We start from the raw sequence: 24,626 nt of genomic DNA, 5'->3' as shown, positions 1-24,626 counted from the left end.
CACTCCATGATCGAGGCCCATTCCCTCACCAAACGCTACGGTGAACGCGTCGCCGTGGCGGATCTCAGCTTCACCGTACGTCCCGGCGTCGTCACCGGGTTCCTCGGACCGAACGGGGCGGGCAAGTCCACCACGATGCGGATGCTCCTCGGGCTGGACGCGCCCACCTCGGGCCGGGCGGTCGTCAACGGCAAGAGCTACGCGGAGCACCGGGCGCCGCTGCACGAGGTGGGGGCGATGCTGGAGGCGCGCGCCATCCACACCGGCCGCACCGCCTACAACCACCTGCTGGCGCTCGCCGCGACCCACGGGATCTCCGCCCGGAGGGTGAACGAGGTGATCGACCTGGTCGGGCTGCGCGCGGTGGCGAAGAAGCGGGTCGGCGGCTTCTCGCTGGGCATGGGGCAGCGGCTGGGCATCGCCAGCGCACTGCTGGGCGACCCGGCGACCGTGATCCTCGACGAGCCGGTCAACGGGCTGGACCCCGAGGGCATCCTCTGGATCCGCAACCTGCTCAAGGGACTCGCCGCCGAAGGACGCACGGTCCTCGTCTCCTCGCACCTGATGTCGGAGATGGCACTGACCGCCGAGCACCTGATCGTCATCGGCCGTGGCCGGCTGATCGCCGACACGTCGGTGGCGGAGTTCACCGCGCAGGCCGCCGGGGACCTGGTGCGGGTGCGCACCGACGACGCGGAGAAGCTGCGCGGGCTGCTCGCCGGCCCGGACGTCACCATCGCCTCGGACGAGCCGGGTGTGCTGCTGGTGACCGGGCTGACCAGCGAGCGGATCGGGCGGATCGCGGCCGACCACGGTGTCGCGCTGGCCGAACTGACGCCGCAGCAGGCGTCGTTGGAGGAGGCGTTCATGGAGCTGACCCGGGACGCCGTGGAGTACCAGGCACCGGCGGCGCAGCTCGTGGGCGCTGGCGGGGAAGGGCGTGCGGCATGACGACGGCATCGGTGATTCCGGAGGCGGAGCGGGGCGAGGTCACGCAGCTACGGGTGATCCACTCAGAGTGGATCAAGCTGCGGTCGCTCAGGTCGACGCTGTTCACGCTGCTCGCCGCGGTCGTGGCGATGATCGGCCTGGGCTATCTGTTCAGCTACTTCACTGCCGACCGCTGGTCCCATCTGCCGGCCGACGAGCGGATGAACTTCGACCCGACGCTGGTCAGCCTGCGCGGCTTCTTCCTGGCCCAGCTCGCCGTCGGCGTCCTGGGCGTGCTGGTGATCAGCGGCGAGTACGCCACCGGCATGATCCGCGCCTCGCTGTCCGCGGTGCCGCGCCGCCTCCCCGTGCTGTGGGCCAAGGCCCTGGTGTACGCGGCCGTGGCGTGGGTGCTGATGACGGTCGCCTCGCTCGTCGCCTTCCTGGTCGGACAGGCCGCGCTCTCGAGCCACCATCTGGGGACCTCGCTCAGCGCCCCGGGCGTGCTGCGCGCGGTGCTCGGGGCCGGTCTGTATCTGACGGGCGTGGGTCTGATCGGCGTGGCGCTCGGCGCGCTGATCCGCAACACGGCGGGCGCGATCGCCACCCTGTTCGGTGTGCTGCTGGTGCTGCCGGTACTGGCGGAGGCGCTGCCGTCGTCGTGGTTCGACGCGATCAACAAGTACCTGCCGAGCACGGCGGGGCAGGGCCTCCTCCACATCCACCAGGAGCCGCATACGCTGGCGCCATGGACCGGGTTCGCGGTGTTCTGCCTGTACGCGCTGGTGGCGCTGGCCGGGGCGGCGGTGGCGCTCAAACGACGGGATGCCTGATGCCCGCCGACCCGGGCGCCCTCCTCCCGGCGGACGGCTTCCGGATACCTCGATGACGTCCGCACCACCTCAGGCCCTACGGCTACGGGCCCGGTCGTGGCGCGCCCTCGTGGGGCGCCCCCGGCTGCGTCTGCGGGCACGCCTGTCCCCAGGGGCCGTCGACGCGCTGTTCGCGGCGGCGGTCTTCCTGGCGCAGACCGGAGCGGCGCACCGCGCTCTCCGCCCCCTGATGGGGCCGGTCCTGCTGGTCACCGGGCTGCTGGCGCTCCCACTGGTGTGGCGGCGACGGGCGCCGCTCACGGTGTTCCTGGTCATGTCCTCGGTCGCCTTCGTCCAGTGGTGCGCCGATCTGCGCACCCCCGCGGACGTCTCGCTGCTGATCGCGCTGTACACGGTGGCGGCGTACGCCCCGCGGCAGCGCACCTGGCTCGCCATCGGGGTGCTGGAGGGCGGGGCGCTGCTCGCGTCCGCGCGGTGGGCACCGGAGGACCGCGCCGTCGAGTCGTTCGTCGCCCTGTCCGCGATGGTGGTGGCGGCGGCGGTGATCGGCATGAACATGCGCAACCGCCGCGCGCATCTGGCGTTCCTCGAGGAACGGGCCGTCCGACTGGAGCGTGAACGGGACCAGCAGGCACAGCTCGCGGTCGCCGGCGAACGCACCCGGATCGCCCGGGAGATGCACGACATCGTCACGCACAACCTGTCGGTGATGGTGGCACTCGCCGACGGCGCCGCCTTCGCGCAGGAGCACTCGCCGGAGCGGGCGACCGCGGCGATGCGGCAGGTGTCCACGACGGGACGCCAGGCGATCACCGACATGCGGCGCTTCCTGGGCGTGCTGCGTGCCGACGAACCCGACGCGCTGCGCCACCCCATGCCCGGCATCGCGCAGTTGGAGCCGCTGGCCGACCAGGTCCGCGCGGCCGGGCTGCCCACGCTGCTGGATGTCACCGGCGACCCCGCGCACGTGCCGGTCCCCGCGCAGCTCACCGTGTACCGCCTGGTTCAGGAGGCGCTCACCAACACCCTGAAGCACACCCCGCCGGGCACCCGGGCCGACGTCCGGGTGTGCTGTGCTCCACGGCGGATCACGGTGCAGGTCACCGACGACGGCCCCGTGGTGCAGGTCCCGGTCGCATCCGGCGGACAGGGGCTGCACGGGATGCGGGAGCGTGCCGCGGCGTACGACGGCGAGTTCGAGGCGGGGCCGCGGTCCGTGGGCGGCTGGCGTGTCCGTGCGGTGCTGGACCTGTCCGAGAACGAAGCGTGAGCCATGACGATCAGAGTTCTCCTCGTCGACGACGAGCCGTTGCTGCGGATGGCGTTCTCCATGGTGCTGGAGGCCCAGGCCGACATGGAGGCGGTCGGCGAGGCCGGCGACGGCGCCGAGGCCGTGCGCATGACCCACGCGCTGCGACCGGACGTGGTCCTGATGGACGTCCGCATGCCCGGCGTGGACGGCATCGAGGCCACGGAACGCATCGTGGCGCAGTGCCCCGAGGCGAAGGTGCTGATCCTGACCACCTTCGACCTGGACGAGTACGCCTTCGCCGGGCTGCGCGCGGGCGCGTCCGGCTTCCTGCTGAAGAACGCGCTGCCGCACGAGCTGCTGGCGGCGATCCGCTGCGTGGCCGCGGGTGACGCGGTCGTGGCGCCGCGGATCACCCGGCTCCTGCTGGAGAACTTCGCCCACCGGCTCCCCTCCCCGTCCGCGGGCACCCGTGAGGACGAGCGTCTGGCCCGGATCACGGCCCGGGAGCGCGAGGTGCTGACCCAGGTGGGGCGCGGGTTGTCCAACGCGGAGATCGCCGAGGCCCTGAACCTGGCGGAGGCGACGGTCAAGACCCACCTGAGCCGCATCCTGGTCAAGCTGGGACTGCGTGACCGCGTGCAGGCCGTAGTGTTCGCCTACGAGACCCGGCTCGTCCGGCCCGGGTGAGCCCGCCGCGGCGGTCAGGCGTCGAGCGCCGTGCGCCAGACGTTGACCGCCTCCGCCGACACCGGTGTCGTCCAGCCGCCCGTGCGGGCCGCCGCGCCGATGTGGAAGGCGTCGACGCCCGCCGTGCGCAGCCGCGGGACGTGGTCCAGACGGAGGCCGCCGCCGGCCATGAGGCGCTGGGTGTAGCCGGGCTCGCCGCGCCGGGCGGCCTCGGCGACGAGGGTGGGCAGGCCGTCGTCCACGCCGTCCGGCGAGCCCGCCGTGAGGTAGGTGTCCAGGCCGGGCGCCTCGGCGAGCTGCTTGCGCAGGGCGTCGCGGTCGGCCGCGCGGTCGATCGCGCGGTGGAAGGTCCAGCGGCAGCCGTCCAGCTCCCCGGCCAGCCGCTCCACGGCCTGGAGGTCGGGCCCGCCGTCCTCGCCGAGGAAGCCGAGCACGAACTCCTCGGCACCGGCCGCACGCAGCTCCCGCGCCGCCCGCACGAGCGCCTCGACGTCACCGGCCGCGAACCCGTCCCCGAGGCGGAGCATCACGCGCAGCGAGATGTCGACGGCGGCGCGGATCCCGGCGAAGGCCGCCACCGGCGGGGTGAGCCCGTCGGAGGCCATGTCGGCGACCACCTCGAGGCGGTCCGCACCTCCGGCCTGGGCGGCGACCGCGTCCTCGGCGTCCAGGGCGATCACCTCAAGGACTGCACGCTCGCTCATGAGACCCCACTTCGTCAGGCGACCAAAGATCGCTGCCCTGCGCGTTCACGGCACTAGGACATCACAGGTCTAGTCCAATATGCCACCCCGCGCGAGGCCCGGGGCCCCGTCCGCCGATCACCCTCTCCCCCCCCCGGCGCAACTATCAGGACCATCACCCCGGAACGCCCCGGGCCGAATAGAGTTGAAACACCTGATGCGCCGAAGGGGGACAGGGCATGACTGGGGTACGAGGAACACCTGGACTCACGCTCGTTGTCACGAGGCCCTCCTGAAGGAGCGCCGTCAGGTGGTGGAGAGCGAGGCGCGTTACAAGGCGCTGCTGATCGGCGCATCCAACTACGGGACCCCGGGCATCGAGCCGCTGCCGTTCGTGCCGGACGACCTGGAACGGATGGCCGCCGCTTTCGTCAGACGCGGGTTCCACCAGGCCAACGTCGCGCAGTTCCCGTATGCCACTCCCAATGAGATCAACGGCGAGGTGACCCGTTTCCTCGGCGCCGCCCGGCCCGGCGACCGGCTCGTCATCGTCCTCAGCGGCCACGGGGTGCACTACAACGGCCGGGACTACCTGGTCCCCGAAGACATCCAGCCGGAGCTTTTCACCTTCGCGAAGGGCTGTGTCGAGATCGGCTGGGCGGAAGAGCTCGAGGAGTGCCCGGCCGAGCAGGTGATCTTCCTGATCGACGCGTGCCGGGAGGGCATCCAACGCGACACCAAGGCCACCACCGCCGCCTGGGGCAGCCGGAAGGCCGCCGCCGCGCTGCGCCGCAAGGTCGCCTACGTATACGCGTGCTCGCAAGGGCAGTACGCCCGTTTCGTCCGGCCGAACGATGCACCGCACCCGGGCCACGACGTGGGCACCGAGCCGGGGGAGTCGTTCAGCCTGTTCTCGCGCGCCGTCTCCGACCTGCTCGGCGGGCACCTCCCGGTCTCCGAGGACTTCTCGGCGCTGGACGGCTTCCGGGCCGCGGCCCAGCAGCGCATCGACGCACTGCACGCGGCGTACGGCAAGCCGAAGCCGGCCCAGCGTGTGCGGGTGCTCACCGAGCAGCACGAGGCGGAGTTCACCGTCTTCCCGCCCGCGGAGCTGCCGTCGTCCCGGCTCCAGGTCACCGAGCGGGTCTGGACCGAGCGGATCACGACCCATCTGGCCTGGAAGCTGACGGCACCGGACCAGACGGACGATGTCGCCCAGCTCAAGGAGGCCTGCCGTCGACTCGCGGCCGAACTCGCCCGTTCGTGCACCACAGCGGAGCGCGCCCTGGCGGACGACCCCTGGTACGACCCGACACTCGCCGAGCGTACGACCGAACGCGTCGGCTTCCTGGTACAGCGCATGGCGGACACGTCCCTGTCCCCCACCGAGGCGGCGCTGCTCGCGGTGCTGCCCTTCGCAGCACAGGCCCATTGGGCCCGGCAGGCGGCCGGGCGGAGGCTGTCGGCAGACGAACTCGGCACCTTTCTGAAGCTTTTCCCACGCATCGGCCGCCGCCTGCGGAACCTCAAACAAGCGCAGGCCGACGCGCTACGGGACATCAACTGGTGGGGCTACCACCGCTGGCTGGCCCAGCAGCCCGAAACCTACGCGCCCGACCCCCCGGACGACGGCAGCGGCGGTGACGAAAAGGAGACCTGGGCCGACGAACTGCCCGCCTCCTACTCATGGATACGCCGCGAGCTCTCCTCCGCGCGGCTGCTGCGCTACCTCAAGGAACAGCGCATCGCCCCCGCCGCCGTCCCCGGTACCACGCGAACGACCGAGCTCGCCGAAGAGCACGAGGTCGCACCCAGCACCGCCCACGAACACACGGTGCGCGAACGCCTGGTCTCCACCCTGCTCAAGGCCGCACACGCGCTCGCCATCGACCCGGCCGACCTGCCCGAGGTGCTGGTGGAACACCTCGGCATCTCCGACAGTGTCTCGCTCGATGCCCTGCGCACCACCATCCGTCAGTCCCACTGGCAGGCCTCGGGCACCGGGCGCTCCCTGAGCGCGCTGTGCCAGCACCCGGCCGTGGAGTTGGCGTTGAAGCAGCACGTCGAGTCCGTCGACGCACTGCTGCGCGACATCAACCACTCGGCGGCGGCGAAGGGCAGTTCACTCGCCCCGCTCAGCGGCCTGCCCGCGTACGCGAACGCGCAGCACGTCAAGCCCAGTGGCGCCACCCCGCCCAACCTGAGCACCGGTATCCGCTTCCGTCTCGCGGACGACCGGGTACAGGAACTCCTGATGGGCGAACAACTGTACGGCGACCGTGCGCTGGCGGTGCGGGAGCTCTATCAGAACGGGCTGGACGCCCTGCGCTACCGCGCCGCACGCACCGCGTACCTGCGCCGCACGGGGGTGCGGCTGCCCGAGTGGCAGGGCGAGGTCACCTTCCGGCAGGGCACGGACGAACGCGGCCGCCCGTACCTGGAGTGCGAGGACAACGGCATCGGCATGGGCGTCACGGAACTCAGCCGCTCCTTCTCCCAGGGCGGTGCCCGTTTCGTGGACCTCCCCGAGTATCTGGAGGAGGGCGTGTTGTGGGCGGCACTCGATCCACCGGTGGAACTGCACCCGGTGAGCCGCTTCGGGCTCGGCGTGCTCAGCTATTTCATGATCGCCGACGAACTCATGGTGTGGACCTGCCGCCTGGACCGGGACGGACGTCCCGGGCGCCTGCTCAAGGTGACCATCGCGGGGCCGGGCAACCTGTTCCGGGTCGAGGACGAGGGGCCCGGCGCCGACGCGGGTACCAGAGTGCGGCTCATCTCCGCGCCCGAGCGGGGAGTGCCGTCGAGCGCAGACGAGCTGGGCAAGTACCTGTGGGTCTCGCCCTTCCGGGTCACCGCGCCGGATGGGGCGGAACTATGGGTGCGGCAGCCCGGAGTGCTGGCGGCCACGGGGCTTCCCGGGCGGGCGCCGGCGGGGGACCCCGATGACCGGCCGCAGTCCGACTGGGAGGTCTCCAGCGAGCCCACGCCCTATCTCTGGTCCACGCACCTGGCCGGCGTCCCGCTCCCGGAGACCCAGAAGCAGGACGCGCCGCTGCCGCTCCCGCGCGTGGCCCATGCCGCACCCCCGCACGACGTCTGGTGGACGAGTGACAGCGGTGCTGTCCTGGTGGACGGTATCGCCGCCGACCGGCAACTGTTCGGTCGGGCGGTCGATCTCCACGGATCCGAACAGGCGACGCTCTCCGTGGACCGCAAGAAGATCCTCTCCTACGACGAGGATCTGGTGCACGAGCGCTGTATGGCCGCCCTCGACGCTTTGGTCGAACACCCGGACATCATCTCTCCGCCATGGCTGTGCCGTCTGTACCGGGAGGACCCGGTCCTGGCCGAGGCCGCCACAGCCCGGGCGGCCTCCGCGGGCATGGTCTGGTCCTCCGGCGGCTGGACGCTGGACGCCGAACGCCTCGGCCTGTTCCCGCCCGACCTGCTGCTGCTTCCGGCTGCTACCGGCAGGTTCACCGGAACGCCCACGCACCACGACCAAGTGGCCGGCCTGCTGGTCCTGCTCATGCCCGAGCCCGTGGTCCGCTGGCGGCTGCGCGCCCTGCTCGGCCTGCCGGCCCAGCCCTGGGAATCCGCCGCTCTGCCGTCGGACATGAGATTGCTCAGTGCACATGCGGCGTACACCGTCGAAGACTGGGAGAGACTGCTCGAGGAGGCCGACACCGTCCTGCGCGACAAGTTGCAACGGAACCCTCGCACCCCCTTCAGGGCATGGCCCGCGTACAACAGGGACGAGTTGCAGGAACAGGTCGTCCGCGCGCTCGGAAGCCTGTTCCCATGGCGCCCCGCACACCGGCCCGTGCTGGCGGATGAGGTCACCGAAGCCGCCCATCACCTGGGCGTTTCGCCGGCCCTCGCGGCAGAACGGCTGCGGGGCATCGGCTACCAGGTCGACGAGCCAACGGGTTCCGCCGCCGATATCTCCCTCACCACGGTGCAGCAGCCTGCGCCGCCCCACGAAACCAAGGTCCTGCCCGCTGAGCAGCCCCTACGGCTCACCACCGAAAGCGTTGTGCCGCTGGCTCACCTGCTCTACCAGAGAGATCCCGCCGCGGCAGCCCGGCGCCTGAGGGAGCTGAATTTCCGGGTTCCCCAGGATTTCGACACCATTCTGGCTCGCTGGCCGGATATCACCCCCGCTCACCGGGAACTCGCCCGGTCGCTCATGCTGCACCCCCATGCACTGTCTTCCGCACAGGAAGTCCCGACAGCGATCACGAAAGAACAGCTCTTGTGCGCCGCCGCACGCACCGAGCGGGACCCGCGCGAGGTCGCCGAGGAGTTGGGGCGGTTGGGGTTCACCGTGCCGGACGACCTCACCGGGCGTACGTCGGTCTCCGCGCACAGGCGAGTGGCCCGCACGGGCATCACCCACCGTAGGTCCAGGATGATTCCGTACCAGGAGATTCGGGAGACGTTCGAGCCAGGCATTAGGACTGTGCCGTACGGCAGTGAAGAAGTCACGGCCCTGAAGGACCTCGGGTTCGAGATCGGATTGGGCCTCAAGCGCGAGGAACTCAGGAATGCGGCCAGGCAGATGCCTGAAGTCGCCATGACGCCGACGGCCGTGCGCATCGCGGCAGAACTCACCGGGTTCCCGCAGCGCACCATCAAGGCGGCTCTCAGGAGACTGGGCCGGGACCCCGTCACCGACAAGGAACCCGCTTACGAGCAGATCCTGCTTCGTCACTTCGAAGGCCAGCCGCCCGTGCTCGGCCGCCGCCTCTCGGGAAACACCGTCCGTCTCGCCGAGATCGCCTCCGCCGCCCTGATCACGCGCCGCCCCTTTCACGAGGTCGTCGCCGCCGCAACGGGGCTGGGCCTCCGCCACGAGGCCGAAGGGTGGTTCGGTGATCCGATCCGGCGGCCCAGCCCCGAGTTCCTTCCCAGGACCACCTAGCCGAAGAGGTTCAACTCCCCTTTCTCCACGCCGACCAGCTCATAGGACGCCGCCGTCAGCGGCCGGCCGGAGTAGAGCCGCACCAGCGTGGCGGCGTCGCCGATGAACCGGGCCGGCGGATGCTCCCCGTTCGCGTCGCCCAGGAGCAGCGGCTCGTCGAGGTCGTCGAGGTCCGCGTGCAGCGGGACGCGCCCCCGCTCCCGGGAGATGCGGGCGAGCAGGGTGAGCGCGTACGGCAGTCCGGCGCCCGCGTACGCCCCCGGCTCGCCGAACGCCTCCCGTACGTCCCCGCCGTGCACCCACTCCCCGAGCGCGATCCTGTCGAGCACCCCGCCCGCCTTCGCGATCACGGGGCCCGCCTCGGTCATGCCGCGCTCAAGCTCGTCCACGACCTGGGCGTTGGTCCAGTCGGCGCGCTCGGCGATGTCACGGTCGTTCGACTCGGGGCTGAACACGCCCTTTTCGAAACGGTTCTCCACCACCCGGGTCAGGGCCGCCGAGCAGTGTGCGAGGACATGCCGCACGGTCCAGCCCGGACACGCGGCGGTCGGCAGCGCGAAGTCCGCGTCCGCGCGGGAGCGCAGCAGCGGGATCAGCGCGTCGCGCTCGGCGGTCAGCAGCAGACCGGGCAGTTCCGGGTCTCGTACGTCGTCGTGCAGATCTGCGGTCGTCATACGCCCCACGCTAGGTGCCCCGAGGTGAACACGGGAGAATGCCCCCATGACCGACCTCGACGCGTTGCGTGAGAACTGGCGGCGCACCCTGCTCGCGGTGCGCGGCGGCGCCGCCGGGCCCGATCCCGCGCCGTACGCCGACAACCTGCTGCGCCGCTGGTCGGAGCCGCAGCGCCGGTACCACACGGTGGAGCACCTGGCGGCGGTCCTGGAGCGCGTCGACGTGCTCCAGGAGTACGCGGACGACCCGGACGCGGTGCGCCTCGCGGGCTGGTTCCACGACGCCGTGTACCTGCCGGAGCGGTCGGAGAACGAGGAGCGGTCGGCGCGTCTCGCCGAGCGCGCGCTGACCGAGGCAGAGGTGCCCGAGGAGCGGACCGCCGAGGTCGCCCGGCTGGTGCGCCTCACCGTCACCCACGACCCCGCCGACGACGACCGCAACGGCCAGGTCCTGTGCGACGCGGACCTCGCGATCCTCGCCTCGCCCCCGTCGGCGTACGCCGCCTACACCGCGGCCGTCCGCGAGGAGTACCACTTCGTGCCGACCGAGGCGTTCCGCGAGGGCCGCGCGGAGGTTCTGCGCCGGCTCCTCGGCCTGCCACGGCTGTTCCGCACCCCGTACGGGCAGGAGAGGTGGGAGGCGACGGCCCGCTACAACGTGCGGTCGGAGCTGGATCTGCTCGGCGCCTAGCGCGGTCACCCTGGAAACATTTCTGGTCCGTCTCCTCAACTCCCTCCCACGCGTCTAAGGTTGGTGACACGTCAGTGTTACGGGGGAAGGGCTGGGGGATGGAGCACGCGAACGAGCTCGGTGAGCCGAGCCTTCCGTTCTGGGTCACGGTGACCGAGGAGAGCGGGGGCGGCGACGGCTCCGGCGACGACACGATGGGACTCTTCGGCGGGCGGGGGCGCGGGGACGGCGAACCGGTCCTCAGGTCCGTCCCGCTGGGCCCGCTGCGCAAGAACCTCGCCGACACCGTCGACGCCCTGCAGCAGCTCTTCGCGGATGCCGCGGCGCGCGGCGGCACTCTCCCGCTGGCCGAGGCCCAGCTGTCCTTCCAGGTCACCGCCGGCGGTGGCATCCAGCTCATCGGCACCGGGCAGATTCAGGGCACCCGCGGCCTGACACTCGTGTTCAGGCGACCGTCCTGACAGCGGTGCCGCGGTGGTGCGCTACAAGGCCCTGCTCATCGGGGTCGCACAGTACGAAGCCCCTGGTATCAGCTCCCTGCCCTTCATTCCGGAGGACTTGGAGCTCATGGGGGCGGCACTCGCCAAGCGCGGTTTCCACCAGGTGCATCTGGTCCGGGCCCCGTGGTTCACGCCCAATGTGATCAACGGCGAGGTGGCAGGCTTCCTCGCCGGCGCCAAGCGCGGCGACCGGCTACTCATCATGCTCAGCGGCCATGGCGTCCACTCCGAGGGCAAGGACTATCTGGTGCCCCAGGACATCCGGCCCGAGCTGTCCACGTTCACCAGCGGCTGCGTCGAGATCGACTGGCGGGACGAGCTGGAGAACAGCAGCGCCGACCAGGTGGTCTTCCTGATCGACGCCTGCCGCGAGGGCATCCAGCGCGACACCATGGGTGACACCATGGGCACCGCGGCCTGGAGCGACCGGCGGGTCGCCGCCACGCTGCGCCGCAAGGTGGCGTACGTGTACGCGTGCTCACAGGCGGAAGTGGCCCGCTTCGTGCGGGACACCGAGAGCGTCCGGGACGGCTGTGAGGTGGGCACCGGGCCGCGGGAGTCCTTCAGTCTCTTCTCCCGGGCGGTCAGCGAGCTGCTCGGCGGGCCGGTGAGCAGTCTGCGCGAGCTCCGGAGCGCGGCCCAGAGCCGCATCAACGCGCTCCACACCGCCTACGGCAAACCGGGACGCCCGCAGCGTGTCCGCATCCTCACCGAGGACGACCAGGACGACTTCGTGATCTTCCCTCCGCTGGAGGGAACCGCGCCGGCGACCGGCGCGGAACTGACCTGGGCCGAGGCGGTCGTTCAGCACGTGGCCTGGAAGCTCACCGACCCCGCCCAGGCGACGGCCGTCACGTTGCTGAAGGACGTCGCCGAACGTCTCGCCGCCCACTTCGCCGCACTCCGAACCGCGGCAGAGAGGTCACTGGCCGAGGACCCCTGGTACGACCGGGAGCTGGCACAGCGCACGACGGAGCGCATGGGGTTCCTGCTGCTGCGGCTGACCGCCGGGACGCGGCTGTCCCCGACCGAGGCGGCCCTGCTGTCGCTGCTGCCCTACGCCGCGCAGGCGCACTGGGCCTCGCACGCGGCCCGACGGGGACTCGCCGATGACGAACTCAGCCAGTTCCTCCAGGAGTTCTCCCGCCTGGACCGCCGACTGCGCACCCTGGACCAAGGCTCGTCGCAAGCCGCGCGGGACATCCGCTGGTGGGGCCTTCACCGCTGGCTCGTCCAGCAGCCGGAGGCATTCACGCCCACCTTCCTGACGTGCGCCGACGTCGCGTCCCTGCCCTACTGGACCAGTGCGGAACTGTCTGCCTCACGTCTGCTGTCCCACCTCAGGGAACAGCGCGTCGCGCCGGGCGCGGCACCGGGCACCGCCCGCAACACCGCCCTCGTCGACGAGCGCCCCGTCGCCGCCGGTACGCCCTACGAACACACGGTCCGCGAGCGGTTGGTCTCCGCGCTCTTCAAGGCCGCCCACGCCTTGGCCATCGACCCGGCCGACCTGCCCGAGGTCCTCGTGGAGCATCTCGGCATCTCCGACGGTGTCTCACTGAAGGCGCTGCGCACGACCGTCCGCCGATCGCACTGGCTGGCCTCCGGCGCCGGCCGGTCGCTCAGCGCCCTGTGCGAGCACCCGGCCGTCGAACTGGCCCTCCGCCACCACTCCGAGACCGTCGACGCCCTGCTGCGCGACATCCACAAGCAGTCATGGCGCGACGGCGGCTCCCTGGCTCCGCTGGCCTCGCTGCCCGCGTACGCGGACGCCCAACTGGTGCGCCTCAGCGCCGCGACCCCGGCGGAACTCTCCGCCGGAATCAGGTTCCGACTCGCCGACGACCGCGTCCAGGAACTCCTCATGGGCGAACAGCTCTACGGCGAGCGGGGGCTGGCGATCCGGGAGCTGTACCAGAACGCATTGGACGCGTTGCGGTACCGGTCCGCTCGTACGGAGTACCTGCGGCGTACCGGGACGGACGTCGACTGGCAGGGCAGGGTCCTCTTCACCGAGGGGACCGACGACGCCGACCGCCCATACCTCGAATGCTCCGACAACGGCATCGGAATGGGCTACACGGAACTCAGCCGCTCCTTCTCCCGCGGCGGCTCCCGTTTCGTCGATCTCCCGGAGTACACGGAGGAGGCGGCGCTGTGGGCGTCCCTCGATCCGCCGATCGAGCTGCATCCGGTGAGCCGATTCGGGCTCGGCGTCCTGAGCTACTTCATGATCGCCGACGAGATCACCGTCACGACATGCCGGTTGGACCGTGCGGGGCGGCCGGGCAGGGTGCTGAAGGTGACGATCGCCGGGCCGGGGAACCTGTTCCGGGTGGAGGATCTGGGTCCCGGAACCGACGCGGGGACGACCGTCCGGCTCTACGGGAGCGCGGGACGGGAGCTGCCGTCCAGTGGGGAGGAGCTGCACAAATACCTGTGGGTGTCTCCGTATCGGGTAGAGGCCCACGACGGGCGACAGATCCGCCAATGGGCGCCGGGAGTGCTGGCGGACGACAAGGTGCGGGACCTCCGACCATGGCAGTGGTCCTCCGACCCCCCGCAACGCGGTTCACGCCGCACCTTCGACCTCACGTCGGACCCCACCCCCTACGTCTGGAGCAGACAGAGCTCTTCCTGGACCGTCGCCTCAACGCGTGGCTTGTTCACCCGCACGGCACGGACGGAAACGGTCGAGGCCGCCGGGCAGGGCATGTGGTGGGCCCGGGGCGAGGTGCCCGTGCTCGTGGACGGCATCTCCGCCGACAAGAACCTGTTCGGAAGAGTGGTCAACCTCCACGCGGAGCAGGCGACGCTTTCGGTCGACCGCAAGAGCCTCCTGCATTACGACGAGAAGCTGGTGCACGACCGGTGCGTGGCCGCCGTCGACGACTTGGTCGACCACCCGGCTTTCCTCACTCCTTCGTGGCTGCAGCGCGTGCACGACGAGGACTCCGTCCTGGCCGACGAGATCACCGACCGGGCATCGCGGAAGGGCATCTTCTGGAAGTGCCAGGACTGGACACTCGACCCACGCAGAACCGGGTACTTCCCCGCCGACCTCCTGCTGCTCCCGGCCGTCACCGGCACCTGCCCGTGGGCCGGCAGCCATCACGACATCGTCGCCGCCCTGATGATTCTCTGCATGCCGGAACCCGTCGTCCGGTGGCGGCTGCGCGCGCTGCATCCGGAGCAGGCGACCGATCCCCTCCCCATCGCCAGACCGTCCGACATGGAGCTGCTGTCCCTCGGCGGGCTTCAGGACAGGGACAGCTGGGACGATTACCTGTCCAGCGTCAGTGCGCGGTTCGCCCGCAGACGGCGGCACGGCGTCGGTGCCCAGGGCCTCTCCTACCCGGAGGACAGCGAGCCCGTGGGGCTCGTGGAGTTCGACACGCTCCCCTTCTGGCGGCCCGACCACCGGCCGGTGTCGGCGCAAGAGGCGCTCGTCACGGCGGCACGGATGCGATGCGGCGTCGGCGAGGTCGCCGAACGACTGAACCGGCTGGGCTACGACGTGGTGCCTCTCGGCAGGCTCGCGGCGGCAACCGCCGAGGACCTGCCCCTGCTCTCGCTGGACAGGAGGAAAATCCTCCCGGAAGCCCTCCTCCCACCGGGCGCATGCGTGCCCCTCGCGCACCTCTACGTCCAAGAAGACCCTGCCGCCGCAGCCGCGCGCCTGCACGAGCTGGGTTATGTGCTCCCCGATCGAGTCCCGGGTTGCCTCCTCGACCCGGGCGACATCGACTCCACGGACCGGAACCTCGCCTGGGCACTGCTCAACCAGTCCGCGGCCCTGCCGACGTCACGTGCTCGAGCGTCCAAGGCGACCCCGGACGAGATCCGGCGTGCGGCCGGGCATGAGAACCTCCGGCCGAAGGCCGCGACGGAGCGGCTGGTCAGGCTGGGCTTCTCCGTGTCGTCGGCGGTACGGGACGTCTTCGCGACCGGGCGATCGGCCTGGCGCCCGGCGCTGCGCGACTTCAACGGCCCCACTCCCACCCTGCAGACCTATGAGCGGTCACCGGAAGGCCCTTCGCCTCGCGATGCGGTCCGGGCACTCGCGCTCTTCGACGTGCCGCGCGACGGAGCCGGCGGTCCCGGGGGCTCCTTGCGCGGCCTGGCGGCGAGGACCGTGCCGGGGAACCAGGACCGGTCCGGGCTGCCCTCCGTCATCGCCACCCGCCTCCGCGTCGCCGCCACCCTGGCCGATGTCTCCGTCGCTTCGCTCAGAGCCGTGCTGAAGGGGCTGGATCAGGTGGCGAAGTGCGACGATGATCCTGCCTACGACCTTGTCCTGATGCGTTCCTTCGCCCCCGCCGGTCCAGGCGGCGACTCCGTCCACGGGAAGGGCCGCACCGTCAAACTGGCCGAGATCGCCGCCGCCGCCATCATGGTGCAGCGCCCCTTCCGCCAGGTGGCCGCCAGGGCAACGGAACTCGGCTTCCGGCACGACGCCGAGACATGGTTCACCCGCCGCTGATCCCGTCCGGCCGTCCCGGGACGGAGAACACCCCTCCGTCCGGCGTGGCGGGCAACGGACTATTCCGGGGCGGGCCCGGGCACGAACACCTATGCTGACCGGAATGCGAAGCATGGGCGGGGAACGGGTGACGGAAGCCGTCGCGGGGGCCGTGGAGTTGCTGCGGACGGCCGCGGAGCGGGACTGGGACGGGGTGCGGGCGGGGCGGCTGGAGTGGAGCTGCCGGGCCACCGTCGAGCACATCACCAGCGATCTCATCGCCTACGCCGGGCAGTTGGCGGGGCGTGCGCAGGACGACTACGTTCCCTTCGACATCACCCTTGAGGAGGGCACGGACAACTCCGGCCTGCTGCAGGTGATCGAGACGACGGGTGCGCTGCTCGCCGCCGCCGTCGCCACCACGCCCCGCGAGGTGCGCGCCTTCCACCCGTACCCGTTCCGCAGCGCGGACCGCGAGGGATTCGCGGCGATGGGCATCGCCGAGGTCGTGCTGCACACCCACGACATCGCCGAGGGCCTCGGGCTCGCCTACGCGCCGCCCGACGAGCTGTGCGAGGACCTGCTCATGCGGCTGTTCCCGCACGTACGGCCCGGCCCCGAGCCCTGGCCGACGCTCCTGTGGGCCACGGGCCGCGGCGACCTGCCGGGGCGTGAGCCGGTCACCGAGTGGCGCTGGACCAACAACATCGTCGTCCCCACCGAGCGGCTCACCCTTCAGGGCGTCACCCCGGCGGCCGCCACCGATCTGCGCCTGGGCGGCACCGGAGGCTTCGAATGGCTCGACGGCGCGCCCTTCGACGGCACGCGGGAAGCCGCCGGGATGCTCGTGAAGGCGTACGAGGCGGGGGTGCACCGGCCGGAGTGGGGTGTCTTCGTGCTCGTCCGGAAAGACGACGGGCGCGCGATCGGGAGCATGGGCTTCCACGGAGCCCCGGACGAGGAGGGGCGCGCGGAGGTCGGCTACGACCTGGTCGAGGGCGCCCGCGGCCACGGCTACGCCACCGAGGCGTTGCGCGCGCTGTCCGCGTGGGCGCTGGCCAGGGACGACGTCGGCACCCTGTTCGCCACCATCGAGCGGACGAACACCCCGTCGCAGGGCGTCATAACCCGGGCCGGCTTCACCCGGGTGAGTGAGGACGAGGAGACGTACGCGTACGTGCTGCACCGCTGAGCCCCGGCTCGTGCCCCTTGCGCCGGCGCAGTCCGGACGCGTGCAGCAGCCGGACCACCTCGCGGCTGGAGACCTCCACCGCACCGGCGGCCACCGCGTCGGCGTAGCGGCCCGACGGCAGGTCGTAGTGGTCGCGTTCGAAGGCCCGGCGCGGTACGCCCAGCTTCTCGGCGAACGCGTGCAGTTCGTCGTACGAGACGTCGCTGATCAGATGGGACCACAGGCGGCCGTGCCCCGGCCAGGCGGGCGGGTCGACGTAGACCGTCACGAGGACGCCATTCCGCCGGTCGCCCTGCCCAGCGACCCCAGCGCCGCGACCTTCACCCCGGCCTTGGGGCACACCCAGTGCGGGTTGGGCCCCAGTTCCGGCTCGACGTCCAGGGCGTGCGGGTCGCCCGAGCCGCAGACCGGGCACAACGGCCAGCGGCCGTACCGCTCCAGGAGCGCGTCCTGGACGTCCTGCGCGACCAGACCCGCCACATAGTCGGCGCCGTCCGGCCACTGCTCGACCCACCATCGCCGCTGGGCCACGGAGTCCTCGACCAGCGAGACCACGTCCGCCTGGGCGACCTCGCCCGCGATCAGGTCCGCGAGCACCAGGGCGCGCGCCGCGTGCAGGGCCTGCTCCAGGGGACTGATGGGATCCATGCCCCTATTGTGCGCACTCTTGACCGGACGGCCGAATCGAAAATAGCTTTCACATGTGACCCGCGACGTGAAGGAAATCTTCGCCGGGCCGACGGGCTCGGAGGTGCCACCCGCCCCCGCCGCGCTCGCCGCCAAGGTGCGCACCCTCGCGCCGACCATGACCCGGTCGATGCAGCGCGTCGCCGAGGCCGTCGCCGGGGACCCGGCGGGCTGCGCGGCGCTCACGGTCACCGGCCTCGCCGAACGGACCGGCACCAGCGAGGCCACCGTCGTCCGCACGGCCCGCCTGCTCGGCTACCCCGGCTACCGGGACCTGCGGCTCGCCCTCGCCGGCCTGGCCGCCCAACAGCAGTCCGGCCGCGCCCCGTCCGTGACCGCGGACATCGCGGTGGACGATCCCATCGCGGACGTCGTCGCCAAGCTCGCCCACGACGAACAGCAGACCCTCGCCGACACGGCGGCCGGGCTCGACACCGTGCAGCTCGGCGCCGCCGTCACCGCGCTCGCCGCCGCCCGCCGCGTCGACGTGTACGGCATCGGGGCCTCCGGGCTCGTCGCCCAGGACCTGGTGCAGAAGCTGCTGCGGATAGGGCTCATAGCCCATGCGCACAGCGACCCGCACCTCGCCGTCACCAACGCCGTGCAGCTCCGCCCCAAGGACGTCGCGGTCGCGATCACGCACTCCGGCTCCACCGGCGACGTCATCGAGCCGCTGCGGGTCGCCTTCGAGCACGGCGCGACCACCGTCGCGATCACCGGGCGCCCGCACGGGCCGGTCTCGCAGTACGCCGACCACGTCCTGACCACCTCCACCGCCCGCGAGAGCGAGCTGCGACCGGCCGCGATGTCGTCCCGCACGGGCCAACTGCTGGTGGTGGACTGCCTGTTCGTGGGGGTGGCGCAACGGACGTACGAGACGGCGGCACCGGCGCTGGCCGCCTCGTACGAGGCGTTGGCGCACCGTCACCGCCCACGGGGCGGAACGAAGCGCTAGCCGTCTCCCCTCCTCCTCCCAGAACAGTGCCGCACCGGAAACGAGCCACCCCATGACCTCCACGTCCGACCCCCGCGATCTCCGCGCCGAGCTGGAGACGCTGACCACCGAGGCGTTCCGGCCCGAGCTGGCGGAGATCGACCGGCTGCCGACGCTGGAGATCGCGAGGCTCATGAACGGCGAGGACGCGACCGTGCCGGCCGCGGTCGCCGCGCGGCTGCCGCAGATCGCCGCCGCGATCGACGCCATCGCCGAGCGGATGGCCCGCGGCGGCCGGCTCGTCTACGCGGGCGCCGGAACCGCCGGGCGGCTCGGCGTCCTGGACGCGTCCGAGTGCCCGCCGACCTTCGACACGGACCCCTCCCAGGTCGTGGGCCTGATCGCGGGCGGCCCCGGCGCCATGGTGACGTCGGTCGAGGGCGCCGAGGACTCCCGGGAGCTGGCGGCCGAGGACCTCGACGCGCTGACGCTGACGGAGCGTGACACGGTGGTGGGCGTCTCGGCGTCGGGGCGCACGCCCTACGCGGTCGGCGCGGTGGAGCACGCCCGGGCGCGCGGGGCGCTGACGGTCGGCCTGTCCTGCAACGCGGACAGCGCGCTCGCGGCGGCCGCCGACCACGGCATCGAGATCGTCGTCGGCCCCGAACTGCTGACCGGCTCGACACGGCTGAAGGCGGGCACGGCGCAGAAGCTGGTCCTCAACATGCTCTCGACGATCACGATGATCCGCCTCGGCAAGACGTACGGGAACCTGATGGTCGACGTCCGCGCCTCCAACGACAAGCTGCGCGCCCGCTCCCACCGCATCGTGGCGCTGGCGACGGGCGCGAGCGACGAGGAGATCGAGCGTGCTCTCGCGACCACGGACGGCGAGGTCAAGGACGCGATCCTCACCATCCTGGGCGGCGTGGACGGCCCGACGGCGAAACGTCTCCTCACCGAGAGCGGAGGGCATCTGCGCGCGGCGCTGGAGAAGTCGGCCGGCTGAGCCGCCTTTCGGTGGAGTGCGGCGGAGGTCTCCGCGCGGCGCCCACCCCGGTACCGCCCGGGGGCCGCACCCTCGACCCGTGCCCAGTACCTCATACGCCGCCACGGCCGCCGCCCTGCTCCCCCTGGTCGGCGGCCCCGCGAACGTCACCTCCGTCGCCCACTGCATGACCCGGCTGCGGCTGGGCCTGGCCGACCGCTCCCTCGTGGACGAGGGAGCCCTGCGCGCGCTTCCCGCGGTGCTGGGGGTGGTGGACGACGACACGTACCAGATCGTGCTGGGACCGGGGAGGGCCGCACAGGTCACGGCGGAGTTCGAGGCCCTCCTCCGCACGAGCGCCGAGGGACCGGCCCCCCGGGAAGCCGCGTCGGCCGGAGAGCCGGCTGCCCGGGCGGCAGCGTTGCAGGAGGCCCGGCGGCGGCGCAACGCCACGCCCGGCAAGATCCTCCTGCGCCGCGTGGCGAACGTCTTCGTCCCGCTGATCCCGGCCCTCATCGGCTGCGGCGTCATCGCGGGCGCGGCCGGCCTGCTCCTGAACCTGCGCCTGCTGCCGTCCCTCACCCCCGCCCTCACCGCCCTGTCCTCCGCCTTCATGGCCCTGATCGCGGTCTTCGTGGGCCACAACACGGCGAAGGAGTTCGGCGGCACTCCGGTGCTGGGCGGGGCGGTGGCGGCGGTCGTGGTGTACCCGGGGGTCGCCAAGGTCACGGTGCTCGGGACGGCGCTCTCCCCGGGCCAGGGCGGCGTGCTGGGCGCCCTGGCCGCCGCGCTCCTGGCGACGTACGTCGAGAAGTGGTGCCGCACCTGGGTCCCGGCCACCCTGGACGTCCTGCTGACCCCGACGCTCACGGTCCTGGTCCCCGGCCTGGTGACGCTGTACGTCCTGATGTACGCGGCCGGAGCGGCGGCGAGCGCCCTCGGCGCGACGGCGAACTGGCTGCTGTCGACGACGGGCGCTCTCGCGGGCCTGGCGCTCGGCGGCCTGTTCCTCCCCCTGGTGATGCTCGGCCTGCACCAGGCCCTGATCCCGATCCACACCACCCTCATCGAACAGCAGGGCTCCACGGTCCTGCTCCCCCTCCTGGCGATGGCGGGCGCGGGCCAGGTGGGCGCGGCCCTGGCGGTCTACGTCCGCCTCCGCCACGACCTCTCCCTGCGTACGACGATCCGCTCGGCCCTCCCGGCGGGCCTGCTCGGCGTGGGCGAACCCCTGATCTACGGGGTGTCGCTGCCGCTCGGCCGCCCGTTCCTCACGGCGTGTGTGGGCGGGGCGGCGGGCGGAGCGTTCGTCGGCGGCTTCGCGATGCTCGGCTACAAGGTGGGGGCGACGGCGATCGGACCGTCCGGCTGGGCGCTGTTTCCGCTGCTGGCGGGGAACAGGGGGCCGGGGGTGACGGCGGCGATCTACGGGGGCGGGCTGCTGACGGGGTACGCGGTGGGCTTCGCGGCCACCTACCTCTTCGGCTTCGCGCGGCGGACGTAGCCCGTCGCCCCCGTCGACACGAGCGCCGCCTGGTGGGGTTCAGCGTGCGCGAGGTCCGTTAGAACGGCGTCAGGGTCAGCCGGACCCCGGTGGGTGCGGTGTCCTGGATGTAGGAGGCGAAGTCGGCGACGTCGTCGAAGGCGAAGCCGTAGGCCTTGCCGTCCCGGGTCGCCGCGTGCACGGCCTTCGCGTAGTGGTTGGTGAGGGCGGTCCGGTAGAAGGCCGAGGCGTCGGTGACCGGCTGGACGGGGTTGCCGAGCAGGGTGGAGCGGTTGAAGCCGGCGCCCAGGACGGCGGCGACGGGACCGGTGGTGCCGTCGTTCGGCGCGGCGAGGTTGCCGTCGCAGAAGAGGACGTCGCGGGTGGACGGCTTGCTGAAGGCGACCGGCGCCGGACCGTCGAAGATGAGCTTGTCGGCGCGCACCCGGCCCCTGAAGGTGCCGGCGTCGGTGGTGACCGTGAGGTCCTTCCCGGTGTAGGTGCTCCACACCTGGTCGATGTACGGGGCGAAGTAGTCCTTGGGGAACAGGCCCGCGTCCAGGCCGTGTCCGGGAGCGATGACGCGGAGGTCGTCGACGACCAGGGGGGCGAACTCCGCGACCTGCTTGACCGCACTGAACACCGAAGCCCGGCCGCCGTCGCGCAGGGTGCCCGTGGTCTGGTCCTTGGCCCCGGTCAGCCGGATGCTCATCGGTACGCTGAACATGTCGACCATGGTCGTGTTGCAGAACATGCCCGAGGCGTTGTACGTGAACTCGGCGCAGTCGTGCAGCACGCGGTAGTTGGGGTCGGAGGTCACCCAGCCGGCGGGGTACTGCAGTGCCGGGTTTCCGTTGCCGTCCTTGACGACCTTGAACTTCAGCTTCTGCCCGAGCGACACGTAGATGCGGCCCGACATGTGGGGCAGCGTGAGGCGGGCCTCTCCGGCGGCGGGCAGGGAGATGGCGTAGTCGGTGAAGCCGTCCGCGCCGTTGTCGGACAGGGCTATCGGAGCCAGGGTGCCGTCAGGGGTGACCCGTACCTGCTTCCCGTCCTGGTTGCCCACGATGTAGACGTGCACCGAGGCGTTGTCGAACGAGCCGCTGTTGTTGACGATCGTCAGCGGGAGCGCTCCCGCCGCGGCGGCCTTCGTACGGTTGTCCGTCGTCCCGGCGAGGGCGTAGGGGCCCAGGGCCGCGACGGCGGGCGCTGCGACCGCCGCTCCGCCCAGGGCGATGAACAGTTTGCGGCGGGTGAGGTTGCGCTGGTGACGTGGTGCCATGTGCCGTGCCTTCCTTGGTGCGGGTGCCTCGGGGAGGCGAGTGGGGGGATGGGGTGGGGTGGTCCGTCTGCCGTGCGCGGTCAGCCCACGGTCCATTTCTGGTTGGGGGTGCCGCCGCAGGTCCAGATCTGCAGCCGGGTTCCGTCGGCCGCCGAATTGTCCTTGGCGTCCAGGCACTTGTCCGCGCCGGTGTTGGTCAGGTCGTGGGCGGCGGTGTAGGTCCACTGCTGGGCCTTGCTGCCGTTGCAGGTGTAGAGCTGGACGGGGGCGCCGTTCTCGGTGGAACCGCCGCGCACGTCGAGGCACTTGCCCAGGGCGCGGACGGTGCCGTCGCTGCCCAGGGTCCACTTCTGGGCGTCGGCGCCGGTGCAGTTGTGCAGTTGTATCGGGGTCTCGTCCGCCGTCGAAGCGCCGGCGACGTCGACGCACATCCCGCCGATGCCCTTGATGGCGCCGGTCGTGCCGGTCGGGCCGCCCGTGCCGGAGGTCGAGACGTGGACGTAGTCGACGACCATGGTCTGCGGGAAGGAGGTGGTGGCGTCGGGGCTGCCGGGCCAGTCGCCGCCGACGGCGAGGTTCAGGATGAGGAAGAACGGGTGGTCGTAGACCCACTTCTTGCCACCGAGGTCGGACGGCGTGCGCGTCTCGTAGGCGTGGCCGTCCACCGACCAGGTGATCGCCGTCGGGCTCCAGTCGACCGCGAAGACGTGGAAGTCGTCGGCGAACGCCTTGCCGCCCGGAAGGGTGTACGCGGCGCCGATGCCGCCGGAGCCGGAGTAGCCGGGGCCGTGGATGGTGCCGTGGACCACGCCGGGCTCGTGACCGACGTTCTCCATGACGTCGATCTCCCCGCTGTCGGGCCAGCCCACGCTTCCGAGGTTGTCGCCGAGCATCCAGAAGGCCGGCCAGACCCCCCGGCCGCGGGGGATCTTGATGCGGGCCTCGAAGTGGCCGTACGCCTGGGTGAAGCTCCGGGCCGTGTTGAGCCTGGCCGAGGTGTACTGGCAGGGCCCGTTCCAGCACTGCAACCCGGGATCGGTGTTCTTGCGCGCAGTGATCACCAGGTGGCCGTCGCCGTCGAGGGCGGCGTTCCGGTTGCCCGCCGTGTAGTACTGCAGTTCGTGGTTGCCGTTGCCGGAACCACCGGTCTCGAGCGTCCACTTGGCGGGATCCGGCGCGCTTCCGGCGCTGCCGTCGAAGTCGTCGGACCAGGTCACCGCAGCAGTCGCGGCGCTGGCCCGGTTCGTGACGGGGCCGGTCGTGATGAGGACGGCTGCGGCGAGTGCGGAGGCGACCAGCAGGACCAGTCCGCCCAGCGTCCACCGACGAGCGCGATGAGCTGCCATGGCTGAGATGACACCTTGTCTGTGGGGGATGCGGGTTGTTCCGTCCGTACGGCGGGGCGCAGGCGAGGAGGCGGAGCGCTCTTTTTGAGAGCGCTCTCTCGACTGCGTGGAGCCGTGGGTGGACCCCGATGGTACGCACGACCGTTGCCTCGGCCAACCTGTCCCGTGCACCCCCAAAACCGCCTGACCTGCGGTTACTTGGGATACGGGCGGAGACTGAAGGCGGCTTAAGCAGTGTTTAAGCCGCACTTAACCAGAGCGGCCCTGCGGGCGGGTCGGAGTGGTGCGCCAGGGGGCGCGACGGACTGCCCGCCTCGACGGTCCGCGTCCGCGCGGGCGGCATCCGCAGTGAGGTGCCGCCGCGACGACGCGTAAGGACACCCGCTCGACGGCCGCCACGGTCCGCCGCCGCCCACTCACTGCTCCGGCTGCCGCTCCGCGTCGCGGTGGCGGCGGTGGTACAGGTGGCGGCCGATGACGGCCAGGATCACCACCGCCATGGCGACCAGCACGTACAGCTCGTAGCGCTGGATCGCCGGATACAGGGTGTTCAGGTGGACTCCGGCCAGGCCGCCGAAGGTGACCCAGGCGCCGACCCACAGGGCCGCGCCCACGGAGTTGAAGATCAGGAAACGGCGCCAGGGCATCCCGGCCAGCCCGGCGATGATCCCGTTCGCCTGGCGCAGACCCTCGATGAACCTGGCGACGGTGACCACCTTGCCGCCGTGCCGGGTGAAGAAGCGTTCCGCCTTCTCGACGCGGGCCGGGGTGAGCAGCACGTAGCGGCCGAAGCGCTCGACGAGCCGGTGGCCGCCGAAGCGGCCGATGGCGTAGCCGACGTTGTCGCCGAGCACGGCGGCGCAGAAGGCGATGACCGCCACCAGGACGATGTTCAGCCGGCCGGCGCCCGCGTAGACGGCGGCGACGATCAGGACCGTCTCGCCGGGCACGGGCACGCCGAAGTCCTCGATGAACACCAGACCGGCGACCGCCAGGTAGCCCCAGTGGTCCAGGATCGGGGCGACGTCGGCCAGGACTCCGGGAAGCGGGGGCTGTGTCATCGGCGGTCTCCCGT

Annotated in this window: 19 protein-coding genes; 12 read left to right on the top strand and 7 right to left on the bottom strand. The window is 71.6% G+C overall.

The window, feature by feature from the left end; translation table 11 throughout:
- The first annotated feature begins 6 nt into the window (after positions 1-6).
- From ACZ4SW_RS23830 to ACZ4SW_RS23815, 4 genes are read left to right on the top strand one after another with little or no spacing between them, the layout of a single operon-like run.
- Complete coding sequence (locus tag ACZ4SW_RS23830; protein WP_468248758.1) at positions 7-951, top strand: ABC transporter ATP-binding protein; 945 nt, start codon at positions 7-9, stop codon at positions 949-951.
- The gene (locus tag ACZ4SW_RS23825) at positions 948-1,763 is read left to right on the top strand and encodes an ABC transporter permease (RefSeq protein ID WP_468248753.1); all 816 of its coding nucleotides are present in this window, start codon (positions 948-950) and stop codon (positions 1,761-1,763) included. Before ACZ4SW_RS23830 ends, ACZ4SW_RS23825 begins: the two co-directional genes overlap by 4 nt.
- Positions 1,764-1,815: 52 nt before the next feature.
- Complete coding sequence (locus ACZ4SW_RS23820) at positions 1,816-3,033, top strand: sensor histidine kinase (RefSeq protein ID WP_468248748.1); 1,218 nt, start codon at positions 1,816-1,818, stop codon at positions 3,031-3,033.
- Between the two features lie 3 nt (positions 3,034-3,036).
- Positions 3,037-3,702 (top strand): response regulator, encoded by a 666-nt coding sequence (locus ACZ4SW_RS23815; RefSeq protein ID WP_468248743.1) that lies wholly within the window; start codon positions 3,037-3,039, stop codon positions 3,700-3,702.
- Between the two features lie 14 nt (positions 3,703-3,716).
- On the opposite strand, the gene ACZ4SW_RS23810 is transcribed toward ACZ4SW_RS23815, so the two are convergent.
- A complete protein-coding gene (locus ACZ4SW_RS23810; RefSeq protein WP_468248738.1) occupies positions 3,717-4,406 on the bottom strand; it encodes a copper homeostasis protein CutC in 690 nt (229 codons plus the stop codon).
- Between the two features lie 289 nt (positions 4,407-4,695).
- Between ACZ4SW_RS23810 and ACZ4SW_RS23805 the strand changes: the two genes are divergently transcribed.
- The gene (locus ACZ4SW_RS23805; RefSeq protein WP_468248733.1) at positions 4,696-9,312 is read left to right on the top strand and encodes an HD domain-containing protein; all 4,617 of its coding nucleotides are present in this window, start codon (positions 4,696-4,698) and stop codon (positions 9,310-9,312) included.
- On the opposite strand, the gene ACZ4SW_RS23800 is transcribed toward ACZ4SW_RS23805, so the two are convergent.
- Positions 9,309-9,986 carry a maleylpyruvate isomerase family mycothiol-dependent enzyme gene (locus tag ACZ4SW_RS23800; protein WP_468248727.1) on the bottom strand — a complete coding sequence of 226 codons (678 nt, stop codon included), beginning with the start codon at positions 9,984-9,986 and terminating at the stop codon, positions 9,309-9,311. The genes ACZ4SW_RS23805 and ACZ4SW_RS23800 overlap by 4 nt on opposite strands.
- 46 nt (positions 9,987-10,032) lie before the next feature.
- Here ACZ4SW_RS23800 and ACZ4SW_RS23795 point away from each other — a divergent pair, with 46 nt between their 5' ends.
- The 4 genes from ACZ4SW_RS23795 (at position 10,033) to ACZ4SW_RS23780 (ending at position 16,831) form a co-directional block, all read left to right on the top strand.
- Entirely contained in the window at positions 10,033-10,677 is a 645-nt protein-coding gene (locus ACZ4SW_RS23795; RefSeq protein WP_468248720.1) for an HD domain-containing protein, read from the top strand.
- 98 nt (positions 10,678-10,775) lie between these two features.
- A complete protein-coding gene (locus ACZ4SW_RS23790) occupies positions 10,776-11,138 on the top strand; it encodes a Pepco domain-containing protein (protein WP_468248711.1) in 363 nt (120 codons plus the stop codon).
- A 13-nt stretch (positions 11,139-11,151) separates the two neighbouring features.
- The gene (locus tag ACZ4SW_RS23785; RefSeq protein ID WP_468248703.1) at positions 11,152-15,660 is read left to right on the top strand and encodes an HD domain-containing protein; all 4,509 of its coding nucleotides are present in this window, start codon (positions 11,152-11,154) and stop codon (positions 15,658-15,660) included.
- A gap of 103 nt (positions 15,661-15,763) precedes the next feature.
- Positions 15,764-16,831, top strand: coding sequence for a GNAT family N-acetyltransferase (locus ACZ4SW_RS23780; protein WP_468248695.1), 1,068 nt, complete (start codon positions 15,764-15,766; stop codon positions 16,829-16,831).
- Here the strand turns inward: ACZ4SW_RS23780 and ACZ4SW_RS23775 are convergent.
- Positions 16,779-17,099 carry a DUF4031 domain-containing protein gene (locus ACZ4SW_RS23775; RefSeq protein WP_468248688.1) on the bottom strand — a complete coding sequence of 107 codons (321 nt, stop codon included), beginning with the start codon at positions 17,097-17,099 and terminating at the stop codon, positions 16,779-16,781. The two genes, ACZ4SW_RS23780 and ACZ4SW_RS23775, sit on opposite strands and share 53 nt — an antisense overlap.
- A complete protein-coding gene (locus ACZ4SW_RS23770) occupies positions 17,096-17,479 on the bottom strand; it encodes a hypothetical protein (RefSeq protein ID WP_468248681.1) in 384 nt (127 codons plus the stop codon). The genes ACZ4SW_RS23775 and ACZ4SW_RS23770 overlap by 4 nt, the downstream gene beginning before the upstream one ends.
- Before the next feature lie 55 nt (positions 17,480-17,534).
- Here ACZ4SW_RS23770 and ACZ4SW_RS23765 point away from each other — a divergent pair, with 55 nt between their 5' ends.
- The 3 genes from ACZ4SW_RS23765 (at position 17,535) to ACZ4SW_RS23755 (ending at position 20,944) form a co-directional block, all read left to right on the top strand.
- Positions 17,535-18,473, top strand: a complete 939-nt coding sequence (locus tag ACZ4SW_RS23765; RefSeq protein WP_468248674.1) for a MurR/RpiR family transcriptional regulator — start codon at positions 17,535-17,537, stop codon at positions 18,471-18,473.
- A gap of 52 nt (positions 18,474-18,525) precedes the next feature.
- On the top strand, positions 18,526-19,461 hold the full coding sequence (gene murQ / locus ACZ4SW_RS23760) for an N-acetylmuramic acid 6-phosphate etherase (protein ID WP_468248666.1): 936 nt from the start codon (positions 18,526-18,528) through the stop codon (positions 19,459-19,461).
- A gap of 79 nt (positions 19,462-19,540) precedes the next feature.
- Positions 19,541-20,944, top strand: a complete 1,404-nt coding sequence (locus tag ACZ4SW_RS23755) for a PTS transporter subunit EIIC (protein WP_468248658.1) — start codon at positions 19,541-19,543, stop codon at positions 20,942-20,944.
- 58 nt (positions 20,945-21,002) lie between these two features.
- On the opposite strand, the gene ACZ4SW_RS23750 is transcribed toward ACZ4SW_RS23755, so the two are convergent.
- The 3 genes from ACZ4SW_RS23750 to ACZ4SW_RS23740 all read right to left on the bottom strand — a co-directional run bounded on the left by ACZ4SW_RS23750 (position 21,003) and on the right by ACZ4SW_RS23740 (position 24,612).
- Positions 21,003-22,205, bottom strand: coding sequence for a glycoside hydrolase family 64 protein (locus ACZ4SW_RS23750; RefSeq protein WP_468248650.1), 1,203 nt, complete (start codon positions 22,203-22,205; stop codon positions 21,003-21,005).
- Between the two features lie 80 nt (positions 22,206-22,285).
- The gene (locus ACZ4SW_RS23745; protein ID WP_468248643.1) at positions 22,286-23,551 is read right to left on the bottom strand and encodes a ricin-type beta-trefoil lectin domain protein; all 1,266 of its coding nucleotides are present in this window, start codon (positions 23,549-23,551) and stop codon (positions 22,286-22,288) included.
- Between the two features lie 416 nt (positions 23,552-23,967).
- Positions 23,968-24,612 carry a DedA family protein gene (locus ACZ4SW_RS23740; protein ID WP_468248636.1) on the bottom strand — a complete coding sequence of 215 codons (645 nt, stop codon included), beginning with the start codon at positions 24,610-24,612 and terminating at the stop codon, positions 23,968-23,970.
- Positions 24,613-24,626: the final 14 nt, after the last annotated feature.

This window comes from Streptomyces sp. NPDC028331, from assembly GCF_055565775.1.
This window is presented reverse-complemented; position numbering and strand designations above follow the sequence as displayed.

Coding starts and splice junctions, on each gene's coding strand:
- ACZ4SW_RS23770 (WP_468248681.1), bottom strand. CDS start 17,479: ATGGATCCCATCAGTCCCCTGGAGCAGGCCCTGCACGCGGCGCGCGCC.
- ACZ4SW_RS23825 (WP_468248753.1), top strand. CDS start 948: ATGACGACGGCATCGGTGATTCCGGAGGCGGAGCGGGGCGAGGTCACG.
- ACZ4SW_RS23740 (WP_468248636.1), bottom strand. CDS start 24,612: ATGACACAGCCCCCGCTTCCCGGAGTCCTGGCCGACGTCGCCCCGATC.
- ACZ4SW_RS23745 (WP_468248643.1), bottom strand. CDS start 23,551: ATGGCAGCTCATCGCGCTCGTCGGTGGACGCTGGGCGGACTGGTCCTG.
- ACZ4SW_RS23750 (WP_468248650.1), bottom strand. CDS start 22,205: ATGGCACCACGTCACCAGCGCAACCTCACCCGCCGCAAACTGTTCATC.
- ACZ4SW_RS23820 (WP_468248748.1), top strand. CDS start 1,816: ATGACGTCCGCACCACCTCAGGCCCTACGGCTACGGGCCCGGTCGTGG.
- ACZ4SW_RS23810 (WP_468248738.1), bottom strand. CDS start 4,406: ATGAGCGAGCGTGCAGTCCTTGAGGTGATCGCCCTGGACGCCGAGGAC.
- ACZ4SW_RS23815 (WP_468248743.1), top strand. CDS start 3,037: ATGACGATCAGAGTTCTCCTCGTCGACGACGAGCCGTTGCTGCGGATG.
- ACZ4SW_RS23780 (WP_468248695.1), top strand. CDS start 15,764: ATGCGAAGCATGGGCGGGGAACGGGTGACGGAAGCCGTCGCGGGGGCC.
- ACZ4SW_RS23800 (WP_468248727.1), bottom strand. CDS start 9,986: ATGACGACCGCAGATCTGCACGACGACGTACGAGACCCGGAACTGCCC.
- ACZ4SW_RS23790 (WP_468248711.1), top strand. CDS start 10,776: ATGGAGCACGCGAACGAGCTCGGTGAGCCGAGCCTTCCGTTCTGGGTC.
- murQ (WP_468248666.1), top strand. CDS start 18,526: ATGACCTCCACGTCCGACCCCCGCGATCTCCGCGCCGAGCTGGAGACG.
- ACZ4SW_RS23830 (WP_468248758.1), top strand. CDS start 7: ATGATCGAGGCCCATTCCCTCACCAAACGCTACGGTGAACGCGTCGCC.
- ACZ4SW_RS23795 (WP_468248720.1), top strand. CDS start 10,033: ATGACCGACCTCGACGCGTTGCGTGAGAACTGGCGGCGCACCCTGCTC.